This window comes from Paenibacillus sp. FSL H8-0317 (genome assembly GCF_045040685.1).
In the GTDB taxonomy this organism is placed as follows: Bacteria; Bacillota; Bacilli; order Paenibacillales; family Paenibacillaceae; genus Paenibacillus.
On record NZ_CP150294.1, the window covers coordinates 4,878,377 to 4,902,733 of the forward strand.

At 46.9% G+C, this 24,357-nt stretch carries 22 protein-coding genes; 5 read left to right on the plus strand and 17 right to left on the minus strand.

What is annotated here, in order from left to right:
- Positions 1-6 precede the first annotated feature (6 nt).
- The 5 genes from remA to MHB43_RS21890 all read right to left on the minus strand — a co-directional run bounded on the left by remA (position 7) and on the right by MHB43_RS21890 (position 7,218).
- The gene (remA, locus tag MHB43_RS21870) at positions 7-267 is read right to left on the minus strand and encodes an extracellular matrix/biofilm regulator RemA (protein ID WP_006209218.1); all 261 of its coding nucleotides are present in this window, start codon (positions 265-267) and stop codon (positions 7-9) included.
- A gap of 51 nt (positions 268-318) precedes the next feature.
- The gene (locus tag MHB43_RS21875; RefSeq protein WP_339177810.1) at positions 319-1,218 is read right to left on the minus strand and encodes a YicC/YloC family endoribonuclease; all 900 of its coding nucleotides are present in this window, start codon (positions 1,216-1,218) and stop codon (positions 319-321) included.
- Positions 1,219-1,237: 19 nt separating this feature from the next.
- Positions 1,238-3,127 (minus strand): bifunctional homocysteine S-methyltransferase/methylenetetrahydrofolate reductase, encoded by a 1,890-nt coding sequence (locus MHB43_RS21880; protein WP_339177812.1) that lies wholly within the window; start codon positions 3,125-3,127, stop codon positions 1,238-1,240.
- A gap of 215 nt (positions 3,128-3,342) precedes the next feature.
- A complete protein-coding gene (gene dapF, locus MHB43_RS21885) occupies positions 3,343-4,176 on the minus strand; it encodes a diaminopimelate epimerase (RefSeq protein ID WP_339185421.1) in 834 nt (277 codons plus the stop codon).
- Positions 4,177-4,359: 183 nt separating this feature from the next.
- On the minus strand, positions 4,360-7,218 hold the full coding sequence (locus MHB43_RS21890) for a cation-translocating P-type ATPase (RefSeq protein WP_339177814.1): 2,859 nt from the start codon (positions 7,216-7,218) through the stop codon (positions 4,360-4,362).
- Positions 7,219-7,574: 356 nt separating this feature from the next.
- Between MHB43_RS21890 and MHB43_RS21895 the strand changes: the two genes are divergently transcribed.
- Positions 7,575-9,347 carry an NFACT RNA binding domain-containing protein gene (locus MHB43_RS21895; RefSeq protein ID WP_339185422.1) on the plus strand — a complete coding sequence of 591 codons (1,773 nt, stop codon included), beginning with the start codon at positions 7,575-7,577 and terminating at the stop codon, positions 9,345-9,347.
- Between the two features lie 295 nt (positions 9,348-9,642).
- Positions 9,643-10,089 (plus strand): GNAT family N-acetyltransferase, encoded by a 447-nt coding sequence (locus MHB43_RS21900; RefSeq protein ID WP_339177816.1) that lies wholly within the window; start codon positions 9,643-9,645, stop codon positions 10,087-10,089.
- A gap of 146 nt (positions 10,090-10,235) precedes the next feature.
- Here MHB43_RS21900 and MHB43_RS21905 read toward each other — a convergent pair whose 3' ends face one another.
- The 8 genes from MHB43_RS21905 to MHB43_RS21940 form a co-directional block, all read right to left on the minus strand.
- Positions 10,236-11,099 carry a PHP domain-containing protein gene (locus tag MHB43_RS21905; RefSeq protein WP_339177819.1) on the minus strand — a complete coding sequence of 288 codons (864 nt, stop codon included), beginning with the start codon at positions 11,097-11,099 and terminating at the stop codon, positions 10,236-10,238.
- Positions 11,100-11,165: 66 nt separating this feature from the next.
- Positions 11,166-12,089, minus strand: a complete 924-nt coding sequence (locus MHB43_RS21910; RefSeq protein ID WP_221825328.1) for a selenium metabolism-associated LysR family transcriptional regulator — start codon at positions 12,087-12,089, stop codon at positions 11,166-11,168.
- A gap of 132 nt (positions 12,090-12,221) precedes the next feature.
- The gene (locus MHB43_RS21915; protein WP_017687436.1) at positions 12,222-12,659 is read right to left on the minus strand and encodes a hypothetical protein; all 438 of its coding nucleotides are present in this window, start codon (positions 12,657-12,659) and stop codon (positions 12,222-12,224) included.
- 165 nt (positions 12,660-12,824) lie between these two features.
- Positions 12,825-13,088 (minus strand): YlbG family protein, encoded by a 264-nt coding sequence (locus MHB43_RS21920; RefSeq protein WP_026080981.1) that lies wholly within the window; start codon positions 13,086-13,088, stop codon positions 12,825-12,827.
- 30 nt (positions 13,089-13,118) lie between these two features.
- The gene (locus MHB43_RS21925; protein ID WP_036614642.1) at positions 13,119-13,556 is read right to left on the minus strand and encodes a YlbF family regulator; all 438 of its coding nucleotides are present in this window, start codon (positions 13,554-13,556) and stop codon (positions 13,119-13,121) included.
- Positions 13,557-13,708: 152 nt separating this feature from the next.
- Positions 13,709-15,427 carry a helicase-associated domain-containing protein gene (locus tag MHB43_RS21930; RefSeq protein ID WP_339177824.1) on the minus strand — a complete coding sequence of 573 codons (1,719 nt, stop codon included), beginning with the start codon at positions 15,425-15,427 and terminating at the stop codon, positions 13,709-13,711.
- 36 nt (positions 15,428-15,463) lie between these two features.
- Positions 15,464-17,158, minus strand: a complete 1,695-nt coding sequence (locus MHB43_RS21935; RefSeq protein ID WP_339177826.1) for a DNA repair helicase XPB — start codon at positions 17,156-17,158, stop codon at positions 15,464-15,466.
- A 194-nt stretch (positions 17,159-17,352) separates the two neighbouring features.
- A complete protein-coding gene (locus tag MHB43_RS21940) occupies positions 17,353-18,522 on the minus strand; it encodes a M20 family metallopeptidase (RefSeq protein WP_076318910.1) in 1,170 nt (389 codons plus the stop codon).
- A gap of 210 nt (positions 18,523-18,732) precedes the next feature.
- Here MHB43_RS21940 and MHB43_RS21945 point away from each other — a divergent pair, with 210 nt between their 5' ends.
- Positions 18,733-19,080: a YugN family protein gene (locus MHB43_RS21945; protein ID WP_074095774.1), complete on the plus strand. Its 348-nt coding sequence runs from the start codon at positions 18,733-18,735 to the stop codon at positions 19,078-19,080.
- 13 nt (positions 19,081-19,093) lie between these two features.
- Entirely contained in the window at positions 19,094-20,383 is a 1,290-nt protein-coding gene (ftsW, locus tag MHB43_RS21950) for a putative lipid II flippase FtsW (RefSeq protein WP_339177830.1), read from the plus strand.
- Positions 20,384-20,512: 129 nt separating this feature from the next.
- On the opposite strand, the gene MHB43_RS21955 is transcribed toward ftsW, so the two are convergent.
- Positions 20,513-20,875: an Asp23/Gls24 family envelope stress response protein gene (locus tag MHB43_RS21955; protein ID WP_017687428.1), complete on the minus strand. Its 363-nt coding sequence runs from the start codon at positions 20,873-20,875 to the stop codon at positions 20,513-20,515.
- Positions 20,876-21,058: 183 nt separating this feature from the next.
- Here MHB43_RS21955 and cax point away from each other — a divergent pair, with 183 nt between their 5' ends.
- On the plus strand, positions 21,059-22,129 hold the full coding sequence (gene cax / locus MHB43_RS21960) for a calcium/proton exchanger (RefSeq protein WP_036674882.1): 1,071 nt from the start codon (positions 21,059-21,061) through the stop codon (positions 22,127-22,129).
- Between the two features lie 234 nt (positions 22,130-22,363).
- Here the strand turns inward: cax and MHB43_RS21965 are convergent, their stop codons facing one another.
- From MHB43_RS21965 to MHB43_RS21975, 3 genes are all read right to left on the minus strand, one after another.
- Positions 22,364-22,657, minus strand: coding sequence for a YlaN family protein (locus MHB43_RS21965; RefSeq protein WP_017687426.1), 294 nt, complete (start codon positions 22,655-22,657; stop codon positions 22,364-22,366).
- A gap of 225 nt (positions 22,658-22,882) precedes the next feature.
- Positions 22,883-23,128 carry an HPr family phosphocarrier protein gene (locus tag MHB43_RS21970; protein WP_036614658.1) on the minus strand — a complete coding sequence of 82 codons (246 nt, stop codon included), beginning with the start codon at positions 23,126-23,128 and terminating at the stop codon, positions 22,883-22,885.
- 96 nt (positions 23,129-23,224) lie between these two features.
- Positions 23,225-24,340: an aminopeptidase gene (locus MHB43_RS21975; protein ID WP_076211404.1), complete on the minus strand. Its 1,116-nt coding sequence runs from the start codon at positions 24,338-24,340 to the stop codon at positions 23,225-23,227.
- Between the last annotated feature and the right edge of the window lie 17 nt (positions 24,341-24,357).

The following is a 24,357-nucleotide window of genomic DNA, read 5'->3' on the forward strand; positions in this document are numbered from 1 at the left end:
TCCATTTTATTCGTCGTTATCATCATCTTTCGAAGAAAGACGATGGGCGACCGTCTCAGGCTGAACTGCAGACAAAATGACATGATCGCTATCCGTAATAATTACGGCACGAGTACGTCTTCCGTACGTTGCATCAATCAGCATGTGACGATCTCTTGCCTCTTGTATAATTCTCTTGATCGGCGCCGATTCCGGACTCACGATGGATATAATCCGGTTCGCCGATACGATGTTACCGAATCCAATGTTAATGAGTTTGATTGCCATAATCAGGTTCTTCCCCCTATACATGCGACTCTTTTGCCGAAATGTGGCCGTTCATTCGATATTCGCAGCTTGCTCACGAATCTTCTCCAGCTCCGCCTTCATCTCGACAACACGATTCACCAGAGCCAAATGGTTGGCTTTTGATCCAATCGTATTGACTTCCCGATTCATCTCTTGAATTAGAAAGTCCAACTTACGACCTACGGGTTCATCACTCTTCAGCAGTTCCCTGCTCTGTCCAAAGTGACTCTGTAGACGCGTAAGCTCCTCTTCTATGTTAGAACGATCGGCAAACATTGCAATTTCCATACCCAATTTATGCTCATCAAAAGGGAAAGAGCCTTCTTCCTGCATTTCCGTAAGCCTTTGTCTTAGCTTGTTGCGATAATCACTTACCACAGTCGGTGCAAGATCAAGCATTTCGGTATGCAGTGACTCCAGACGGGTAATCCGCCGTTCCAGATCACTGGCCAGATGAAGACCCTCGCGAGCGCGCATCTGTTCAAGGCTGGACAGAGCCTCTTTCAATCCTTCCTGCAGAACTCGCTCCCATTCGTCCTTCTGCTCTTCGGGAATGGAACTTGTCCCATCCGAATGAACCATGACGTCCGGCAGCCCAAGCATATCCACAATACTTGGTTTGCCCTGCAATCCATATTGGGTCTCCAGTTGCTCTGCAGCCTGCAGATAGGCCCTGACCGTCTGTTCATTCAGAACAGCGGGAAGAGCCTGGTCTTCCACTTTTTCTTTCATTACATAAACATCAATCCGCCCGCGTTTCAAACGACTCTGTACGATCTTCCTCAAACCGTCTTCATAATACGTCCACTCTCTTGGCAGACGCATCATCACTTCGCAATAACGATGATTAACAGATTTGATCTCTAATTGTACCTTATAGCCGCCAAAATGAAAGGCGGATTGACCGTATCCGGTCATACTGAATGACATCGGCATCACATCCGTTTTACTATTGTAATTGATTATTAGGGTTGAAACAAGTAGGACATTGATGCTCCGACTTCTCCCATACGTATTGAGTCAGTTCGGCCGTCATGCCATAGAACATAAACGGTGTCATAAGATAGATGCCTTTGAAATGCGCTGTTGCTACGTCCAGCAATTCCTTGGCAATTTTCACCCCCATCGCACGGCCTTCTTCGCCTTCCAGACCTGCCATACGGGAACGCACTTCGTCCGAAAGCTGAATTCCGGGAACCTCGTTGTGCAGATACTCTGCATTCCGTCCACTTGCCAGTGGCATTACACCTACAAAAATGGGCACATCCAGATGTTTGGTGGCTTCATGCATTGCTACAATCAACTCAGGATCATAGATCGGTTGTGTCATGATGTAATCTGCACCAGAGGCAATTTTCTTCTCCAGACGTTGTACAGCTTTCTCCAAATATTTCACATTGGGATTAAATGCTGCTCCGATGACAAAACCAGCTTTTTGCTTCAGCGGTTTACCTGAGAAAGCCACTCCATCGTTCAACTGTTTGATCATGCGTATGATTTCAAAAGAAGTCAGATCGTACACCGAGCTTGAACCCGGCAGATCACCAAACCTTGCAGGATCTCCTGTTACAGCCAGTACATGATTAATACCCAGAGCATCAAACCCCATCATGTGGGACTGCGTTCCAATCAAATTCCGGTCACGGCAGGCAATATGCACCAGTGGACGGAGGCCCGTGCGATCCTGAACGAGGTGACCCAGCGCCATGTTGCTCATCCGTGTAACCGCGAGTGAATTATCAGCCAGTGTCAGGGCATCTGCTCCTGCTGCTTTTAATGTCTCGGCACCTTTCATGAACTTGGCAATGTCCAAGTCACGCGGCGGGTCAAGTTCAACAATGACCGTGTGACGCTGCTTGACCAGATCAACGATTGTAGGCTGTCCTCCACGTCCGGAACGCTCATCCACATGTTCATGCAACACAATACGCGGTTTGGATTCTGACGGATCAGGCTCCAAAATAGGCGAAGGCACATAGTCAGCAAGCGCCTCTTTCATAGCGGTAATATGATCAGGTGTCGTACCACAGCAACCGCCGATAATACGAGCACCCAGTTCAGCAAATTGCACTGCCGTCTGACCAAAGTACTCCGGAGTCGCACCATAACGGAACTGACCATCCACATAATCTGCTGCACCCGCGTTCGGGTAGACGGACATTGGAATACCAATACGTCCGGAGACGGTTTCCATGGCACGCATAATCCCGTTTGGACCTGAGCGACAGTTAAAACCAATGACGTCCGCACCCTGCTCCCGCATGATCCGGAAGGCTTCAGGCATTGTATATCCATCCAGTGTATGCCCTACATCCTCTACCGCGAACTGTCCAATCACCGGCAGATCACTCAGCTTGCGCGCTTGCAAAAGGGCAATATCCATTTCCTCGATATCATAGAAGGTTTCAAGCAAAATGCCATCCACGCCTTCATCAAGCAGTGCAGAGATCTGTTGTTGATAAAAGCGTTTCAGTTCACTCGTTGACACGTTTGTCCGCTTGCCACCTCGAATGGAACCAACTGCACCAAGCACATAACCGGTATCCCCAGCTACCTCTTTGGCAATGCGAACGCCGGCACGGTTCACGTCCTCCACCTTGGACTCCAGACCGAACTTGGACAACTTGTCGTAATTGGCAGAATACGTATTTGTTTCAAATATTTCTGTACCTGCATCCCGATAACGGCGATGTACATCCGCCACCACTTCAGGTGAAATCAAGTTTAATTCTTCATATGAAATCCCTACCGGGAACCCCATTTGGTACAGAAATGTTCCCATGGCCCCATCTCCAACGAGAACCCGTTCCTGCATAACTTTGCGCAAATCCGCCTTCATCCCATTTCCCCCCGCCTAGCTGTGATCATTTACATACTAATGTAACACAAAAAACGCTAAAAAACGAAGAAAAACACAGGTTTTTAATGAGTATCCAGCTCATATGGACTTTCTTGCCATACAGCCCCCAATATGTCTCTGTACAGGAGACACGACCTATCCTTTTTGACAAAAAAAGAGGCCCACAGGCCCCTTTGGTTAAACCTTTCACTTTTTTATGAAGTGATTCCTTTAAAAACAACTTCAGCAGGTCCAGTCATGTACACATGATTGTCAGCTTCATTCCACTCAATGTGCAGATCCCCACCCTTGAGGCTGATAACAGCTGTACGATCTGTATGTCCGTTCAGGACAGAGGATACCAGTGTCGCACAAGCTCCGGTTCCACAAGCGAGTGTTGGACCCGCTCCGCGTTCCCATACACGCATGTCCACATATCCACGGTCACGAACTGTGGCGAATTCCACATTGATTTTTTTTGGAAACATCGGATGCACTTCAAGAAGTGGTCCCCAAGTTGTGAGGTCAAAATTCACAGCGTCATCTACATAGATAACCGCATGTGGGTTACCCATGGATACGGCAGTGAATTTGAACGCATGTCCATTCGCTTCAATGTAGTGATCAACCACTGGGTTGGCATCCACCGTTGTAGGCACTTGAAGACCATTCAGGATCGGCTCACCCATGTCGACACGTACCGTTTCCACTTTACCATCACGAATGTTGAGACTCACAGGTTGTACCCCTGCACCAATCGTTTCAATGGTGATCTGCTCCTGGTTCACGTGACCATGATCGTATACATATTTGGATACACAGCGAATGGCATTACCGCACTGCTCTGCTTCCGAACCGTCCGAATTCATGATACGCATCTGAAAGTCCGCCTTCTCCGAAGGCAGTATATAAACCAGGCCGTCCGCACCAATGCCAAAGAAACGGCTGCACCATTTCACAGCCAATTCTGCTGCATCTGCCGGAAGCTCCTTTTCACCAAATACAACGATAAAATCGTTACCAAGTCCATGCATTTTCGTAAATTCCATAATCTTGCCCACTCCTTTTGGCAGTCTGCTGCCAAAGCTATATTCTTGCTCTTCTACAGGATTACCATAGAAATTCATATTCAATATTTACACAAAAAAAGCTATCCTGCAAAATGCCAAAGCTGCCGCTTTGAATCATTTTGAGGATAGCATAACGAAATGGGTAAGGAAAAGGTATTGATTTTATGCTGAAAACTTTGTACTTTTCGGTACGAAGCGGCCAGAACCACCCATACGGCGGCGGTTACGACGACCACCCCACACGCTGCCTGCGCCCATAAGGAACGTTGGAATGCCCGCAGCAACGATACAGAGCGCCCATTCACGCAATCCCAGAGGTACGGTTTTGAAGATTGGCTGCAATGGTTCAACGTACATGACAACCAGCATCAGTACAACCGATGAAATCACCGCAAGAACCAGATATTTGTTCTGTAAAGGATTCCGGTGGAAGATGGACCGTGAACTACGGCAATCAAAAACATGGATAAGTTGCGCCAAAACGAGTGTAGCAAAAGCTACAGACTGTGCCTTGATGAGTTGACCCGGATTCTCCGGTGCAGCCTGTAAGGTAAGCCAGAACGCTCCGAGTGTGCATAATCCAATCAACACACCCCGGCTGACGATTTTCCAACCCAGTCTGCGGGCAAAAATGTTTTCCTTTGCTCCACGGGGTTTGTGTTCCATCAGATCTTTTTCAGGCTGATCTACCCCCAGCGCCATTGCAGGCAAACCATCCGTCACCAGGTTAACCCACAGAATCTGAATAGGCACGAGTGGCAGCGGCAAGCCCATCATCATTGCAAAGAACATTGTCAATATTTCGCCCACGTTCGACGCCAGCAAATAACGGATAAACTTGCGAATGTTCTCATAAATATTACGGCCTTCTTCAATCGCAGCCACAATCGTTGAGAAGTTATCATCACTCAGAATGAGCGCCGAAGCTTCCTTCGTCACATCTGTGCCTGTGATGCCCATCGCAATCCCGATGTCAGCCGCTTTAATCGCCGGAGCATCGTTCACTCCATCACCCGTCATCGCGACGACATGCCCTTTGCGCTGTAACGATTTCACGATGCGAAGTTTGTGTTCAGGAGACACTCTTGAGAACACATATATGCCCTCTACCTGTTTATCCAGTTGCTCGTCTGTCATGCCTGCAAGTTGCTGACCACTTAACGATGCGCCTCCGCGTGGAAGAATCCCCAACTGATGCGCAATGGCTTCTGCCGTTGTTCCATGATCACCTGTGATCATGACGGTACGAATGCCTGCTTTGCGGCATGTTGCAATTGCATCTCGCACTTCACGACGCGGTGGATCTATCATACCTGCAAGTCCTACGAAGACAAGCTGACTCTCGGCGGCGTGTTCGTCAGCCACTTTTTCTTCCGGTCGCACTTCACGATAGGCCATTCCGAGGACACGCAGTGCCGCTCCGGCCATGCTCTCGTTAGCTGCCATCACTTTCTGTCGCAGCGTTCCAGTGAAAGGTACGACCTTGCCTTCCCACAAAATATAACTGCAGTGTCCGATCAACACATCCGGGGCACCTTTGGTATAGATCATTCGGCCTCCCTGATGATGAACCAGGACCGACATGCGTTTTCGCTCCGAATCAAACGGGAATTCCTGCTGGCGGGCATACAACTCTTTGAGTCCGGCAGGAGTAAGCCCCATTTTGGAGGCCAGTGTGACGAGTGCCCCTTCCGTCGGATCACCTTTCAGCTCCCAGAGTACATTATCTCGTTGAACGGTTTCTTCTTGAAGATCACCTTTTTTCGTGTTTTTCTTGCTGTCCTTTTTGTTATCCTTGCCCTTTTTCTTGCTCCCCACCTCGCTTGCAACACTTTCCACAATACTCGCATTGTTGCAAAGCGCACTAATCTGAAGCATTCTGCGCAGGGACTGGTCACTCTTCAGTTCCACCATGCGACCGTTCTCCAGCATCTGTCCTTCAGGTGTGTAACCATCCCCGGTAACCTTGATGTTACGTCCCTCCAGCCACACATCCGTTACTGTCATCTTGTTCTGGGTGAGCGTACCTGTCTTATCCGAACAGATTACAGATGCACAGCCCAGAGTTTCGACGGAAGGCAGTTTGCGTACAATGGCCTTACGTTTGATCATACGCTGTACGCCTAGTGCGAGTGCAATGGTTACAATGGCCGGCAGACCCTCCGGTATGGCAGCCACCGCGAGGCTGACCCCAGCCAGAAACATGCCAACGGCTGGTTGTCCGTGCAATATCCCTGCGACGACAACCATTATGGTTAATCCCAATGCGACAAAAATCAGAATTTTGCCCAATTGCTCCAGCCTGTGCTGCAAAGGTGTTTCTTGCTCCTCCGTATTTTGGATCAGATCGGCGATTTTCCCCATCTCCGTCTCCATCCCTGTACGAATGACCACACCTTTGGCTGTGCCACGAGTGACCATGGTACCCATAAAACCAATATTCTTCTGATCACCCAGCGGAACGTCCTCGTCCGCAATCGGCAAGCAATGTTTGCTTACAGGAACCGATTCCCCGGTAAGTGCCGACTCCTCGACATCCAGACTGTTCGTTTGCAGCCAGCGCACATCCGCGGGTATACGGTCCCCACTCTCCACCATGACAATATCCCCGGGGACAAGTTGTTTGGCGGCAAGGTGTACTTCCTGGCCTGAACGAAGCACTTTGGCAAGAGGTGCAGACAACTGTTTCAATGCACGAAGAGATCGTTCAGCCCGGAATTCCTGTACAAACCCCAGAATTGCATTCAGTACGATAATAGCCACAATCGTTACTGCATCCAGATACTCACCCAGTAATCCGGATACCAACGTTGCTCCCATCAACACCAGCACCATAAAATCCTTGAACTGATTCAAGAGCAATGTAATTGGAGAAATGCGTTTCCCCTCGCTCAGTTCATTCGAACCGACCACTTTCCTCTTCTCTGCTACAGCTTCATCCGTCAATCCTTCCTGCGGGCTGACGCCAAGAGTGTTACGAAGCTCTTCATCACTAAGTTGATGCCACTTGGTATGTTCCATGCTTCAAGTTTCCCTCCCAGTCTGTATTTCATCTGCAAAATAAGCTCACATGACTCACCGGCGCGCTGGTCGACAGGCTGTACACTATGCCGGACAAACTACCTGCTCTATATGTATTCGGACAGGTCTGTGATTAGCACCCGGAAGGTGAATCCTTTCCCTGATGGACAGAATAGGCTAAAATAAAAGTCTGCGATGTTCTGCGCAGTACCAATTCAAGCGTTCAACAGGCAAGCAACGAAGAATCTGTAGCCAGTCCTTGTTTTTTTACATACCTGGTTGCACGTTTCAGTTATATAGATGAAGCATTTGGCATGATAAATGCAGATGCTCGATAGAGAGAGGAAGTGGAAAAAATGGCATTGGACGGCATTGTAACACGGGCCATTGTTCATGAACTGCAAGGCTGCATTGGTGGACGTATCAGCAAAATCCATCAGCCGAATGGCCATGACGTAGTTCTCACCCTGCGTGCTCAGCGCGGAAATAGTAAATTGCTTGTTTCGGCTAGCCCAACCTATCCCCGTGTGCATTATACAGAAAAGACTTTCCTTAACCCGACGGAAGCACCCATGTTCTGCATGTTGCTCCGTAAGCACTGTGAAGGTGCAATCATTGAGGAGATCCGTCAGATTGGCATGGAGCGTATTATTCACATCAATGTGCGCCAGCGCGACGAACTCGGGGATGTATCGGTTAAACGGATCATCATTGAATTGATGGGGCGTCACAGTAATATTATTTTGCTTGATCCTGTAACTGGAACGATTCTGGATGGTATTCATCATGTGACTCCGTCCATCAGCAGCTACCGGGTAATCATGCCTGGATTCTCGTATACCGCTCCCCCCGAACAACATAAAAGTAATCCGCTCGAAGTAAGTCGTACGGCATTCGAGGACAGCTATCATGCCGCTGAAGAAGAGGCATCACGCTGGCTTGTGAACTCCTTTAGCGGTCTTAGCCCGTTAATTGCGGGAGAGATTGCTGCACGTGGGATTGCTGCTGAAGGCCCAGTGAGCACTCAGGCTGTGGTGGAGGGTGAGAGCCAAGTTGAGGCTGGTGCACTCTGGAACGCTTTTGAAGCCGTGATGGGGCCTGTCAGAGATCATATCTACACGCCTGTAACCGGAATGAACGCCAAAGGCAAAATGATTTTCTCGGCCGTTCATCTTCAGAGCATTCAGGACGTGGAGAAAACCTATGACACGATGAGCAAGTGCATGGAAGATTATTACGGAGACAAGGCTGAACGGGACACGGTAAAACAAAGAGTAAGTGATCTGCTCCGTTTTCTGCAGAATGAGCGAAGCAAGAACATCAAAAAGCTGGACAACTTGAACAAGGACCTTCTGGAAGCGGATGATGCGGACAAGTTCAAACTATGGGGTGAGTTGCTGTTTGCCTCCCTGCATCAGGTCCACAAAGGGGACAAGAGCGTGGAGCTTGTGAACTTCTACGATGAAGACCAAGCCAACATTACCATTCAGCTTGATCCGCTGCTTACACCATCTGACAACGCACAACGTTATTTCAAGCGGTATAACAAATACAAGAACAGTCTGGCTGTCATTCATGAGCAGCTTGGCAAAACCAAAGACGAGATTGACTATCTCGATAACCTGTTACAGCAGCTCTCTATTGCATCGATGAATGACATTGAGGAAATACGGGACGAGCTTGTGCAGCAAGGATACCTTCGTGACCGCAATAAAAAGGGTAAAAAGAAGAAGAAAAGTGACCGTCCAACCGTACACCAGTTCACCTCCTCCGAGGGGATTGATATTCTTGTGGGCAAAAACAACCTGCAGAATGAGTACGTGACCAACCGTCTCGCTTCTTCCAACGACACCTGGTTGCATACCAAAGACATTCCAGGTTCACATGTTGTTATTCGCAGTACGGACTTTGGTGAAGCTACATTGGAAGAAGCAGCACAGCTTGCTGCCTATTTCAGCCAAGCCAAAGAATCAAGCAGTGTACCTGTGGATTACACGTTTATCCGTCATGTGCGCAAACCAAGTGGTGCGAAGCCCGGTTTTGTCATCTATGATCATCAGAAGACCTTATTTGTTACGCCAAATGATGAATTGATCAAAAGTCTGCCATCCACGATTAAAAATGGATAAGGCTATATAAATTGAACTAAAGATTATTTACACTGACACTACGATGACAGAACAACCTTCCAATCGCTGTTATCCTCCGTTATCGTGTAAATGATTAGTTCAACTTATATAGATGTAAAAGTAACAAAGACAGAATCCCCTGACCATTAACGGTTCAGGGGATTTTTGCGGTTGCAGTACTTGTTTGAATGATATGTGAAGCTCAGCTTATTTAGCTTTCTTTTTGAATGTTAATTCATTTATATGTATAATAATTCAATTGATGAATAAAATTTGTCGTTAAAGGAAGTGTACCATGACCATACATATTCGAGAAACTCAACCTGATGATCTGAAACCCCTGATGGCATTAATGCATGACTATGTAGTGGGATTCTACAACAACCCCTGGCCTGGTGATCAATCCATCCAGCTTTTGATCAACAACCTGCTTAATCAGCAGATCGGTGCGCAATTCGTGGCAGAAGAGGACGGGAAGCTTATTGGATTTTCCACCCTGTTCTTTACATACAGCACGATGAAAGCAGAGCGTTTCGCCATCATGAATGACCTATTCGTTACGGAAACATTCAGAGAAGGCGAAGCGGAAGCCAAATTATTTGCACACTGTCAGCAATATACGCGTGACCATGGATGTGCATATATGTCTTGGATCACAGCAGTGACCAATGAGCGGGCACAGCAATTATTCGAACGTCTTGGGGCTACACGTGGCGATTGGGTAAACTATTCGATCACGTAGACTTTTTTTAACAAAAAAAGGACATGAATACATGTAGGTTTAGCCTACTATGTTTCCATGTCCTATGCTCTTCCTACCTTAGAATGTATCTCTATAAACAACAAAAAACTCATAGCCCTATAAAGTGTTAACCTGTCTAGATTAGACTACCTCTTGCTGTTTGCAGCCGCCTGCAATCTTTTCAACACATCGACCGTTACGGTCTTGCTACCAAGATCCCCGTGGAAAACAACACCTTGCCGTTTACCATGATAATCAGATCCACCTGTTTCAATGAGTTCGTATTCCTTGGCCAGCTCACCATACCTGCGTTCCTCTTCCGGGCCATGGTCCGAATGAAACACCTCAATGCCATCTGGACGAGAGTCTTCGATGATACGTCGCACCAATTCATCATCATTATATAGACCCGGATGGGCAATTACAGCGGCTCCACCTGCGGCTCTGATCCACTCGCACGCATCCTCTGGTGCAACGCGGGGTACAGATACAAAACCTGGCTTGCCTTCAGCAAGATACTGATCAAATGCATCCCGCATGTCGACCGCATATCCCTTCTTCACCAGCACATCGGCCATATGAGGTCTGCCAATACTCTCATCCGGCTCTAACGGTCGTCCTAGCTCATTCAGTACCTCCTGCCAGCTTATATCAAGCCCAAGTTCTTGGAGCTTGGCGATAATCAGATGATTGCGCTCATCTCGCGCTTCTCGTAATCCGCGCAACCGTTGCAGGAACTGCTCATCCTCTGTATTCACATAATACCCAAGCACATGAATATCTTTCCCACCAGCCCGAGTGCTGATCTCCACTCCGGCAACAACATCAATATCGTACTCTTTTCCCGCTTGTTGCGCTTCCGCTACACCGGCTACTGTATCATGGTCTGTTAGGGCAACCGCAGATAGCCCTTTTTGTTTGGCAAGCTTCACATTATCAGCAGGTGGCTGCATTCCATCTGAAGCCTGACTATGCGTATGAAGATCACAGCGTCCTTGGCGCTGATCCATGAACAACAGCTCCTTTGTGTAAATTGATTATGATTCAATCTTATCTATCATTGATGTTGCCAACGATTATGCCTTTCCCGTCTTATGTACCGACTTAGGCTGCTCCTGCTGACGCAGATAATTCAGGAAAGCGACTGCTGACAGGGGCAACAAGGACGATTTTAGATGGATGGCATAGAACTGCCTTTTGAATTCGAGTCCGCGGATATCCACAATATGAACAAGTCCCAGAGCCAGTTCATGCTGCACCGAAGAAGGAGATAACATCGTAATGCCTACCCCTGCCTCTACGGCCGATTTTACCGCTCCTGTACTGCCAAGTTCCATTACAACATTCATATCCTGTGGATCAATCTTTTTCTTTTGCAATTGGTCTTCCATCACCTGACGAGTACCCGAGCCCTTCTCACGCAACACAAAAGGATAATTCATTACATCCTCAATATTCACTTTGCTGCGCTTAGCCAAATCATGCCCGGCAGGTACAATCAGTTTCAGCTCGTCCTGCATGACAGGCTCTACAATCATGTCCGGGTGGTTCACTGGCGCTTCAATCAGACCAAAATTAAGCTGGTGCTTCAATATATCATCCATAATTTGCGTTGTATTCATCACTTTCATGACGATGGAAATATCCGGATATTGAAGTGCAAATGGTCCGAGCATGCGTGGAAGCACATATTCCCCGATTGTTAAACTGGCTCCCAACTGGAGTCGGCCCTGTAACATCTGGGTAAACGCCGACATCGCTTCGTCCGTCTGTCTGACCAGCTCTACACTCCGTTTCGCATGAGGTAATAACGTCCGGCCCGCCTCGGATAATTCTATTTTTTTGGTGGAACGATGCAGTAACTTGGTGCCAAAATAGTCTTCCAATGATTGAATCTGCATCGTTACTGCCGGTTGAGTCATATGTAATGCTTGTGCAGCAGCCGAGAAACTCCCCTTCTCTGCTACCGTATAAAAAATATGCAATTGGTGAAAATTCATATCTTCGCCCCTCTTCGATTACACTCTCTACATTGTAGCCGATTTCCCGCTTGGCAACAAAAAAAGCATGCAGCTTGTCTGCATGCGATAATACTTGAATCTATGAGTTCAACATATTGAATCTACTCCAACTTACTTATGCTTACGGCTATTTTTGACCAGCGTCATTCTTCTTGAATGTCTTAACCATGAATAATATGACTTCAGGTCCCTTAATTCAATGGTCTCCGACATACGTCCCAGAAACGTAACTACAATCATTTTGTGCAGCGGGTTGCCCGCAATATCATATTCTCCTTCAAGTTCGGAAAATTCGGCGACCACCACCAGATCCTCATCAATCAGGTAGACGTCCTGTTCATTACGGTAGTATGGTGTTATTCGGTCCTGCTTCAGACACTCCCATAACCACGCCGCAATATGGTCATCATCACTACGTGCAGGCTCAATACGGTCTGCATACCGCATCTTGGCATGATGGGTAATGACGATGTCGGCCACTTTCTTGTCTCCAAGAGCCACGAAAAACGGCTCGTAGGTGCTCCAACGTTGCATCACCTTATCACGCATGGGAATCACTCTCCACCAGATAGGACTTTCTATCTATTTATTACCAAATATATTACAACATTAGTCCCGCAACCTCAAGGCGTAAGTTTAACTTTTTTTCACAATAGCCAATTTGTGTATAATTCAAGAAAAGAGCGACCCCAAAGGGTCCCTCCAGTTTCTCGTCTATATTCCGTAAAAGCTCGTTTTGTCCATCGTTTTGCTGGCATACTCGGTTTTGATCTCATTACGATACGAGCGTTCGATCTTGCGCACATAGGAAAGTCGCTTCACATTTTTCATCGTATCATCAGCCCGTTCTGCATTAACATACATGACTACATAATGCATACGGCGGGAGATATAATGCACGGTGCCATATTTTTCGAGATTACGGGCAGCCTTCAAATCACTGACCCAAATAATGAATCCTGTCCTTTCCGCAAACATCATCGTTCCCCGCCCTTCTATAATGATTACTTAACTGCAACCACACTTGCCGCCACTACCGCAGCCGCCCTTCGGATTCGGATCATTGCTCGGTACCTTAATGGTCGTTGACACTGCAAATGCAATGGTCTCTGACATCTGGAATAACATATCATCCAGGGACTTCTCTGCCTGTTTGAAGCGGATTACCGCCTCGAAATTTTCCAACTCCTGTTCCAGAGCCTTCACCTGGTCTTTTGCTGCATGATAATCCGGGTGAAAATGACCGAAACGTTGTGTTTCTTCAAACAATTCCTTCTTGGCATTCAGCTTCCGAATCCCCATCTGAATCTCAGGGGTAGTCTCGACTTGCTGCTTCCAATATAAATAATCCGATACTTCGGCAGATTGGTTAATCATGTCGCCCAGTTCATATGCGCCCGTTAACACTTGGGCCATATCGACCGTGTTCATTTCCGCTACGCTCATGAAATATTCATCCTATCTATATATAAAGTTCTACTTAACGTAGACTACCTCATCATAGCATATCCATGAATAGTTAAGAAGAGTTTTTCCTGCAATTAGAAATACGGGGAACTCGAAAATTCGCCTTTCAACCTGATATTCACGTGAAATAGTCAGGTTATGACATCATCTGGCAGGATAAGACGCATTGTATCCCACTCTGACGGGGAGAATGTACGCCATTCCGTCTCTGATGTATTTTCACTTGAATCCAGCATACACCAACCGCTTAAAGTCCATTGTTCATGACCCTCTACCTGATGTGGAATGAGGTATTGCGTACGATTTTCCTGTTGTATACCCAGCTTGGTCTGCCACTCAATGGCTTTGGCAGCAATCTGTCGTGCGGTTGAACTATGATATCGACGCCACCCCCTGTACCAGGTCTCCGGTATCTCCTCAAATCCCAACAGAGAGAACTTCTTCTCAATGACAGAATGATCACGCTCCAACCCATGCAGAGAAGCAGGAACATCAACCAGACCTTGATTATCGGGTGTGTAGAAAGAAGAATATACACCGCTCAACATATCTTTTTCTGATAACTTCGGATCATCTGTGGGGCCTGTACTTGCCTCCATTACCTTCATACTCCGATCTACAGTCAACGGTGTAGCACCCGTCCCCTTTCCCCAATCTGCTAACGCAATCCGTACATTCTCCGGTATGCCTGTCAGAGCATATTGATCCAGAAACTCCATCACTTCATGTAGTCCATACCCTCTGGCAATGGCCGAAATGAATCGTTCTCTTGTCAAACGGTAGATGGACATTTGATCACGTGTCACCCGTTCTGCGTATTGCTCAAGCATCCAGATCACATCAGGCCCTGCTTCCGGCGGCACCAACATTTCAAAATCAGGCTGCATGTAAAATCCAGACGGCTCCGTCTCACTTACCATCTCTTGTTCCCGATTTAACAGGCTCTGCGGTTCGATCAACCAGCGGAATGCCAGCTCTCCCGACTGATCTTCTCCTACTTCACCATAACCCCAGCCAGCCAGTGCGCAGAGCCAGCCCCTGACTCGTGGTTTCAATTCCGAATTCTCTATATGGCACCATATGTTTTTTTCTGGAGCAAGCACTGCCAATTGATAACGGAAATGCTGCAACGCGGGTTCAGCTTCACCGTATCTTTCCATACACGCTTGATATATTTCCCGATGCATCTGTCTCCACGAAAGCTTCAACCATTTTTGTAATCGATGATCTACAATTTGAATTTGGCCATCTGACTTCTGAACGAGATTCAGACTGAGCAGTAGATCGAGAAGGATTGCTACGTGGGTCGGATACAAATCCGAATGTTCATATTGGATACCCAGACCTTCAAAGTCTGTCGAAGATAATACCGTGATCACACTTAATTTTTGAACACTTTTTTTATGTATAGTGCCTTTACCTGTCAAAGGAAGTCCTTCTCTTTCAATCCACGCGACCAAATGAAGTAACTCTGCAGCAATATCCGGCTTTCCCTCCTGTAGTACTTGAGCATGTTGTGTTATCTGTTCAACGGTTATGCCCACTCTTTGTGCGTAAGCACTCGTCAATGTCTCCATCAGTGAAGCAGGAATATAGAATAATTGCTCCCCCCAGCTCTTATATGCAGATTCAATCCATCTTTGCTGCCTAAGGTTGACGAATGAGGATTTGACTTCTGCGACACTTAGTCCTTCGATGGCCCACTGTTCTCGCGACAGGAGGGAGGAAAAAGGCTGACCGGCATGTTTGTGAAAAATTGCACCAAGCACTTTTTGCTCCACCAAAGCAAGCTTTGACCATGAATCAAGATTCAGTACCATAGGCTCATCTATTGGTTCAAATGAAGACATATCCCAATCCCTCCTCTTTTCGCGAGTATAAATGAACTATTCGTTCTCATGCACGATGGCATATTCATATCCTTGCTCCACCAAGAACATCTGACGATTTAATGCAAACTCCTGTTCCTTACTATCCTCTGATACCAGTGCATAGAAATATGCTTTGTTTTCTCCAGCTTTCGGTCTCAGAATTCTCCCCAAACGTTGTGCCTCTTCCTGCCTTGACCCGAAACTTCCGGATATCTCAAGCGCAACAGCAGCATCGGGTAGATCCACAGCAAAATTGGCAACCTTGGATACAACAATCGTTTTAATCTCCCCTCGTCGAAAAGCGGCAAACCATTTGATTCGCTCTTGCTGTGACATGGTTCCCGAGATCAGAGGTGCTTCAATTTCCCGGGCAATCAACTCGAGTTGATCCAGATATTGTCCAATCACTAACGCAGGTAAATCTCGATGACGTTCCAGCAAACGCTTGACTACACGTACTTTTGCCGGATTCTCGGCAGCCAATCGAAATTGGTGCTTAACCTCAGCTTGCAGATAATTCGATCTTAGTTCCGGGGAAAACGGGATACGTATCTCCTGACATTGTACATCAGCAATCCACCCTTGCTGCTCCAGTTGTTTCCACGGCATATCATAGAGCTTTGGACCAATCAGCGAGAAAACATCCTGTTCACAGCCATCTTCTCGAACCAATGTAGCCGTTAATCCCAGTCTTCGCGTAGCTTGAATATCCGCAGTTGCACGAAACACTGGTGCTGGCAGCAAATGTACTTCATCATATATGATCAGCCCCCATTGCCGCTCACTGAGCAGTTTAATGTGGGTAAAATCAGCATCCTTTGATTTCCGGTGTGTAAGAATCTGATATGTAGCTACAGTCACAGGTTTTACCTGTTTTTTCTGACCTGAATACTCACCAATCTGTTCGCTGGTAATCGTGGTTTTGTCTTGAATTTCCTGAATCCACTGTCGCACAGACGTTGTATTGGACGTTAAAATCAAGCATTCACATTGAAGCCGCTCCAGCACGGCCATGCCAATGACCGTTTTGCCTGCCCCGCAAGGAAGTACGAGTAAACCACTTCCTCCCATGCCCTCACTACCTTCGAATGCATCCACAGCCTCTCTCTGGTAAGAACGCAGCGCAAATTGCTCAGAGTGGTCCCCCGGACCATTGGTTCGCCATTGGAATGAAAGCTTGGTTCCCTCCCGATACCCCACGTAATCAAGTACGGGGTAACCTAACCTTGTTAATTCCCTTTTTAATAACCCTCGCTGTTCTCCTGGAAGCAGTAGTTCATGAGCGTCCTTGCGTTCCATGCGAAAGGCAGCTATCGTTTTCAATCCACTTAATTCATCCAGCAACCGCTCATCCTCACTGTAAAGACGCATTCTGGTGTGATCTGCTTCGGAATGCAGCCTTAATTTGCCATACTGATCCATGATTCTCCGAACATCCTGTATGAGTGCAGCAGGTACGTTCCAGCGGGATACCAGCTCCAAACTTGCGATGACCTGATCTGCATTCCATCCCAGCGCAGCCGCATTCCAGAGCGATAACGGAGTGATTCGGTAGGTATGAAACGCTGCCGGTGTCTTAACCAGTTCTGAATACATCCCAAGCTGCTCTCTTGCTCTTTCGAATCCGGGGTGGCCAACTTCCAGCAAAACTGTAAAATCTCGCTGAACGATACAAGCATCTGTCCTTACCATATGTTCTGTTCCTTCCATTTGGAGCCTTCCTCCTATCACAAAAAAAGTCCAGTTCCGGCAGCTTCCGAAAATGAACCTCTATAATTGCGAGTTCAAAAAGTCTGGTTTTCAGTACCGAGAAGATGGACTTTTTGAACAACATCTATAAAAATCCACAAAAAAACATCCTGCCCATACCTCGGTATGAACAGGATGCCCAACTGGCTATAAAGTCATTCGGCTGTGTAACCCTTAGCCATGGCGATAAATAATCTCACGGCTGTCTGCATCGCGTCTTCATCAAAATCAAACATCGGATGATGATGCGGATAGATCGCATTTTTATCCGGGTTACCTGCTCCAACAAACATAAAGCACCCTGGAACCTTCTGTAGATAATAAGCAAAATCTTCCGCTGGCATCAGCATTGGGGAAGCTTGCACTCGTTCTGCCCCAAATAATTCTGTAGCTTCTCTGAAGAAACGTGCTGTCTCCTGTTCATCGTTCACCACAGGCGGATATCCCATAATATATTTCACTTGCGTTTCTGCTCCATAAGCTGCCCCTGTCTGGGCTACCATGGTAAGCACACGCTCTTTCATCCCGTTTCGGGTCTCTTCATCAAACGTTCTTACCGTACCGCTCATTTTGCATTGCTCTGCAATTACATTCTGAGCCGAGCCCGCCTGCATTGTACCAATGGTCAGCACCGCGGGTTGCAATGGATCAACCGAACGACTGACAACGGTCTGAAGCTGCATCACAAGCGCAGAACCCGCGATAAGACTATCTATCGTGGATTGTGGCATCCCGCCATGTCCACCTTTGCCTTTGATCTCAATGTAAAAATCGTCCGCCGCCGCCATCATCGGTCCTGCTTTACTGGCAACAACACCTACAGGCAGCGGGGTCCACAGATGAATTCCGTATATGACATCCACGCCTTCAAGCGCACCATCCGCAATGACCTGAACTGCACCGCCCGGCAGCAGTTCTTCTGCTGGCTGGAACAAAAAACGAATCTCGCCTTGGATCTCCTGCTTGTGACGGCTGAAATACAATGCCGTACCGAGCAAGATTGAGATATGACCATCGTGGCCGCATGCATGCATCGCCCCTGCTTGTTGTGATGCATACTCAATATTCTTCTCATCCTGAATTGGCAGTGCGTCCATGTCAGCTCGCAGCATGACGACAGGACCCGGCTTGTCCCCACGAATGGTACCGATGACCCCGTGACCACCAACATGACGCCTCACTTCCACGCCAAAGCTCTCCAACATATCCGCTACAAAAGAGGATGTCTTCTCCTCATGAAAGGAAACCTCTGGATTGCGATGAAGGTGACGCCGCCATTCCACCATGTGGATCTGCAGATCTTCCCACCATATATTATTAGTCATGTCTCTCCACCCTTTCAATCTTAAACGGGACTTGGATCAAGCCCGAACCTTCCTCTTCAAACCTATTGCTGTATATTGTAGCAGAATTGGAAGAAAACCGATACGAAACGCCTTTGGAAAGCTTGCACGGGAAGGGGAAACATACTATCATGAACTAGAGAAATACTCGAGAAATTATACTCGGAAGCTTATGAGGAGGATCAAACGCTTATGATTTTTGAGAATACAGGCTTGGATGGCTTGAAGAGCGACTTGGCATACCTGGATGAGAGCGCCGAGAAAGTCGGATTTGTCCGGTGGCAATGGGAATATTACCGTGCTACATATGACTACAAAATTGAAGATGAACAAACCAACTCAGAATACTTTGTACGCATTAATACCCGCGCTGTGGAAGGCAAATTGGAAAAACCGGATACCGTTCTTGCTGTTGAAGCAGTATACCTTGGCAAAGCCACTTTCCCTCACGGCCTGGATTATGACTCTTCCGTTCCGCAACCAGTCGTGAAGCTGGCAGCCGAAAAATTACAGCAGCTCAAAGAACTGCTGGAAGCATAGGCTGGGCCAAACGATGAAACAACAAACGGCCCAAACGAAAACGAAGAGAGGCACGCCGGATTTTCAACTGCTAATCCTCACTTTATTGTTGGTGGGCTTTGGACTGGTGATGGTATTCAGCTCCAGTTCCAGCATTGCAATCGCAAGCGAAAGATTTAACAATGATGCCCTTTACTTCACGAAAAAACAACTTATGTGGGCGATTATCGGTCTATTTGGCATGTTTTTTGCCATGAATATCCGCTTCAACAAGTACAAAAAGCTCTATGCACCCTTTTTCCTGTTCACTACGGTACTGCTTCTCATTGTGTTGGTCGCAGGTAAGAAGGTAAACGGTGCCCGAAGCTGGATTGAAATTGTCGGCTTCAGTCTTCAGCCTGCCGAGTTTGCCAAAATTGCTATTATTCTGTACCTCTCTGCTCTGATTACCAAAAAAGGCGAGAAATTTAGAGTTCTCAAGACAGGGTATTTTCCCGTCCTGTTCATCGTTGGATTCATCGCAGGACTGATTATGCTGCAGCCAGACTTCGGTACCACCTTCATCCTGGTGTCCACCTGTGGTCTCTTGATCTATGCCGGTGGAGCCAGTATGAAACATATCCTGGGTTCGATTCTCCTGGTTGTGCTCGGTGGGGCACTGGCGTTTGGAGCAAATTCCTTGTTTTCTTCCATGTCTCCTTCCGACACAACAACTGCTACAACAGCAGTCACTGCGGAGCAGAACTACAAGATCGGACGTATTCAGGCTTTCTTGAATCCATTATCCGATATTAATGGCGGAAGTCTTAACCTCTACCGTTCTCTTGTTGCCATTGGTGATGGCGGCATGACAGGTTCCGGGATTGGACAAGGTACGATGAAGCTGCACTATTTGCCAAATGCGTATAATGACTTTATTTTCTCCGTAATTGGGGAAGAACTCGGATTCATCGGAAGTGCATTATTCCTGCTTGTTTACCTGTACTTCATCTGGCGAGGAATTATTGTCTCTCTGCGCTGTCCCGATCCATTCGGAACACTGGTTGGCATAGGCATCATGGGACTGATCGCGATTCAGGCATTTATCAACATCGGTGGTGTAACTCAGACCATTCCGGTGACGGGGGTCACGCTTCCGTTTATAAGTTATGGAGGTACCTCACTCTTTGTGATGATGGTTGCCATGGGCATTCTGCTCAGTATCTCACGCACCAACAATCTGGACGTGATTAAGGAAGAGAAAACCAAGTCCGTGACTGTACAGACGCAGACTCGCACCTCTCCTGCTCTTCGTTCACGGGAGTCCATCCGTCGGATTCGATAAAAAAACAACACAAAAAAGGCTGTGCACCCAATGGATGCGCAGCCTTTTTCTGTGTACTCGGTACAATTCTGTCTATCAAGATGAAGAACAGGTCAATATCGCTCTGTCCTCCATTGCGGATTGCGAATTCTACAGATCGTCGCCTTTGAAAGATACGCCTTCTACCTTTACATTGACTTCAACCACGCGTAATCCGGTCATGGTCTCTACCGCTTCTCTTACATTCTGCTGAAGCATACGGGAAACTTCATGAATCGGGGTTTCGTACAGGACGATGATGCGCAGGTCAATGGCTGCTTCCAGCTGGCCGACCTCAACGCTCACGCCTTTCTGTACGTTTTTACCGCTGAGTCGCTTCGCCCAGCCCTCTGACAATCCTCCAGACATTGCGGCAATTCCGGGCGTTTCCATTGCAGCCATTCCGGCAATTTTTGCAACCACGTCATCGGCAATCCGGATGTTTCCGCTCTCCAGTTGAAGTTGTTCTGCCATGCCACATCCTCCTTCACTTCGTTACTCGTATTTTAAATCCTTTCCACCCCAAAAAGCAAATTAAACTCAAAAAGATGCGTTTACAACCTACCACCATTTGGTTATATTGAAATATGAAAATAATCTCATAAGCGATTTACAGTGTAATTCAAAACAAAATAATTTATAACCGAGGTGTTTGTTGTGAGAAACCGGATTTCATCCATTTTGCTGATTGCATTCTTTGCACTCAGTGCCATCGCCCACTACTTGAAATGGGATTCGATTCTACAGTTCGTGATATCAGCCATTTCGGTTATTTTTGTGGCCGGTTTTTTAGGCAAAGCCACCGAAAATGTGGCCCACTACGCCGGACAGCGGCTGGGTGGATTCTTGAATGCAACCTTCGGCAATGCCGCCGAATTGATCATCGCCATTTTCCTCGTCAAAGAGGGACTGTTCGACATGGTCAAAGCAAGTCTGACAGGTTCCATCATCGGAAATCTGCTGTTAGTGCTCGGGTTAAGTATTTTTGCCGGGGGACTCAAGTTCAAAATTCAGAATTATAATGTTTCACTTGCAGGTCTGAATGGTTCTCTGATGATTGTTGCCATCATTGCCCTGTTTATTCCAGCAGTCTTTCTCAATACACATTCCATTACACAGAAAGACACCAATACACTTAGTCTCATCGTGGCCGGATTGCTCATTCTCGCGTATATTGCGTGGTTGCTATTCTCCATGGTTACGCATAAGAACTACCTTGCAGACGTCACTGAGGATCGCGATGAAGAGCTACCTCATGAGCATGCTCCGGCATGGTCCAAGAAAAAATCTATTCTCTACCTGGTGCTCGCAACAGTCATGGTTGCCTTCGTCAGTGAATGGCTGGTGGGCACGCTTGAAGTCTTCACTTCGGAATTTGGACTTAGCGAACTGTTTGTCGGTGCATTCCTTGTCGCCATCATCGGTAATGCGGCCGAACACAGTGCAGCCATCATGCTTGCCATGAAAAATAAAATTGGAGCCGCCGTTGAGATTGCGGTTGGAAGCAGTTTGCAGATCGCACTCTTCGTTGCTCCTGTTCTGATTTTTGTCAGCTACTTCACAGGCAGAACCATGGATATCGTATTTACAACGATTGAGTTGGTCGCCATCGGCGTATCCGTATTTATTGCAAAGTCCATTACCCAAGATGGTTCAACGAATTGGTACGAAGGTTTACTCCTGCTCGTGGTATATATCATACTCGGTGTATCCTTCTTCCTGGTGTAACCAGGCCCTCACGTAGCGATATAAGTTGAACTAAAGAATATTTACACTGAACACTCCGATGACAGAACAACCTTCCGATCTAAACTATAAGAGGCAGCCCGAATATATATTCGGTGCTGTCTCTTTGTTTGTATACGCCTTCCGCCTGGCTATATCTCCATCCCCGTTCAGACGCACAAAAAAAGCATGCATAAACGCCTGCATGCCTTCTATTCTGACCCGCGCATTTGCAGGCTATTGCTCATTCTTCTTGTTCAAGGCTTCATATAGAATTGCCAAATTCCGCTCAAGCGCGCTAACCAGCTGCTTACCTGCACCTTCTGGAAGGAGCCCTGCACGAACAGCAAAATCAACTTCCTTGGAGAACCCATACATCTGTGTATCCAATACTTCCTCATAGAGAGGGCAGTAGCGGGTAGCCAGATTCTCCATCTGTACTTCAATAAGCTTCTGTATTTTATCTGCATCTTCTTGAAGAAGACTGATCGCTTTCAAATTCAGCTGGTCCTGCAGATCAGATGAAGTCATGCATTTTTCCCCCCTATGTCCCAAAAATCGCGTAAAGACGTTCTACCTCTAATATTAGACGAAATGAAGAGCTAATACAAGAACCTGACCAAAATAAGCCCGCAAAGTTAAGCCTTTTGTTGAAGCTTAATCCACCTGTTCCAGTCACGTCCAGACGAGTATTCAGATCATTTCATGCCAAAAAACACCCCTGCCTAAAAAGGCAAAGGTGCTTCTTGAGAGCTATTACTCAGATGCGATGCTTACATTCAGTCCATGCTTGGCAAATACTTCTGACATGGCTGCTTTTGCTTCAACTGCATCTGGACCATGAACATGCAGTTCATAGCTGTGCGTGCTGATCAGCGTTGTAAACAATCCGAGAATACTTTTTACATCAATATACTTGTTCTCCGAATGAAGCACGATTGAAGAAGTAAACTTGCCTGCTGTTTGAGCAATTTCCACTACAGCCGCGTTATTACTCGACATAGGAATCCCTCCGTCTTTTTACTATTGGTATCATCTATTAATTACCACTACATGATACCGTGAATCCGCTTTCCTAGCAACAGCAAAATCCTGCTCCTACTTCAAACGGTCCGGATTCAGGCATTCCAGCTCAGGAATAACAAAGATACCGTCTTTGCGAATCAGCACATCGTCAAAATAAATCTCCCCGCCGCCGTAATCCGGACGCTGGATCAATACCAGATCCCAGTGGATGGACGAGCGGTTGCCATTGTCCGTTTCTTCGTATGCCTGACCCGGTGTAAAGTGCAAGCTGCCTGCGATTTTCTCATCGAACAGGATATCTTTCATTGGATGCAGAATATGCGGGTTAAATCCAATCGCGAATTCACCGATATGACGAGCACCCTCATCCGAATTCAGGATTTCATTCAAACGCTCTGTATCGTTACTTGTCGCTTCAATGATTTTTCCATTCTCGAACGTGAACTTGATATTTTCGAATGTCACTCCGTTATAAAGTGTTGGTGTGTTATAACTAATCGTTCCGTTCACGGAATTACGCACAGGGGCACTGTACACTTCGCCATCCGGGATATTTTTTTGGCCAGAACATTTCTCTGCACCGATATCTTTAATGGAGAAGCTCAGCTCTGTTCCTGGTCCGGTGATACGAACTTTGTCCGTCCGCTTCATCAGGTTAGCGAGCGAGTCCTGCGCTTTGTCCATTTTGGCGTAATCCAGGTTACATACGTCGAAGTAGAAATCTTCGAACGCTTCTGTACTTGTATTGGCAAGTTGCGCCATACTTGCGTTAGGGTAACGAAGTACAACCCATTTCGTATGTTTGACACGTTGTTCGCTATGTACCGGGTGGGAGTACAATGAATTGTACATTTTCATTTTTTCTTCCGGCACATCGGACAGATCATTCACATTTTCTCCCGCGCGAATACCGATGTAACAATCCATCTGTTTCATACGGTTCAGATCAATCTCTGCCCATGTTTTCATCATTTCTTCTGTGGCATTTTTTAGCATCGCACGCTGTACGGTTTTATCAGTCAACTGTACAAAGACGTTACCACCTTTTTTGCCTACCTCTTCAATAATGGCGTTAATCAGATCACGTTCCGATCCAATCATCTCAACCAATACATTTTCACCAGGCTGTACATCTACTGAATAGCCCACCAGGTTTGCTGCAAGCTTTTGAATTCTTGGGTCTTTCATCTTGGTAAAATCCTCCT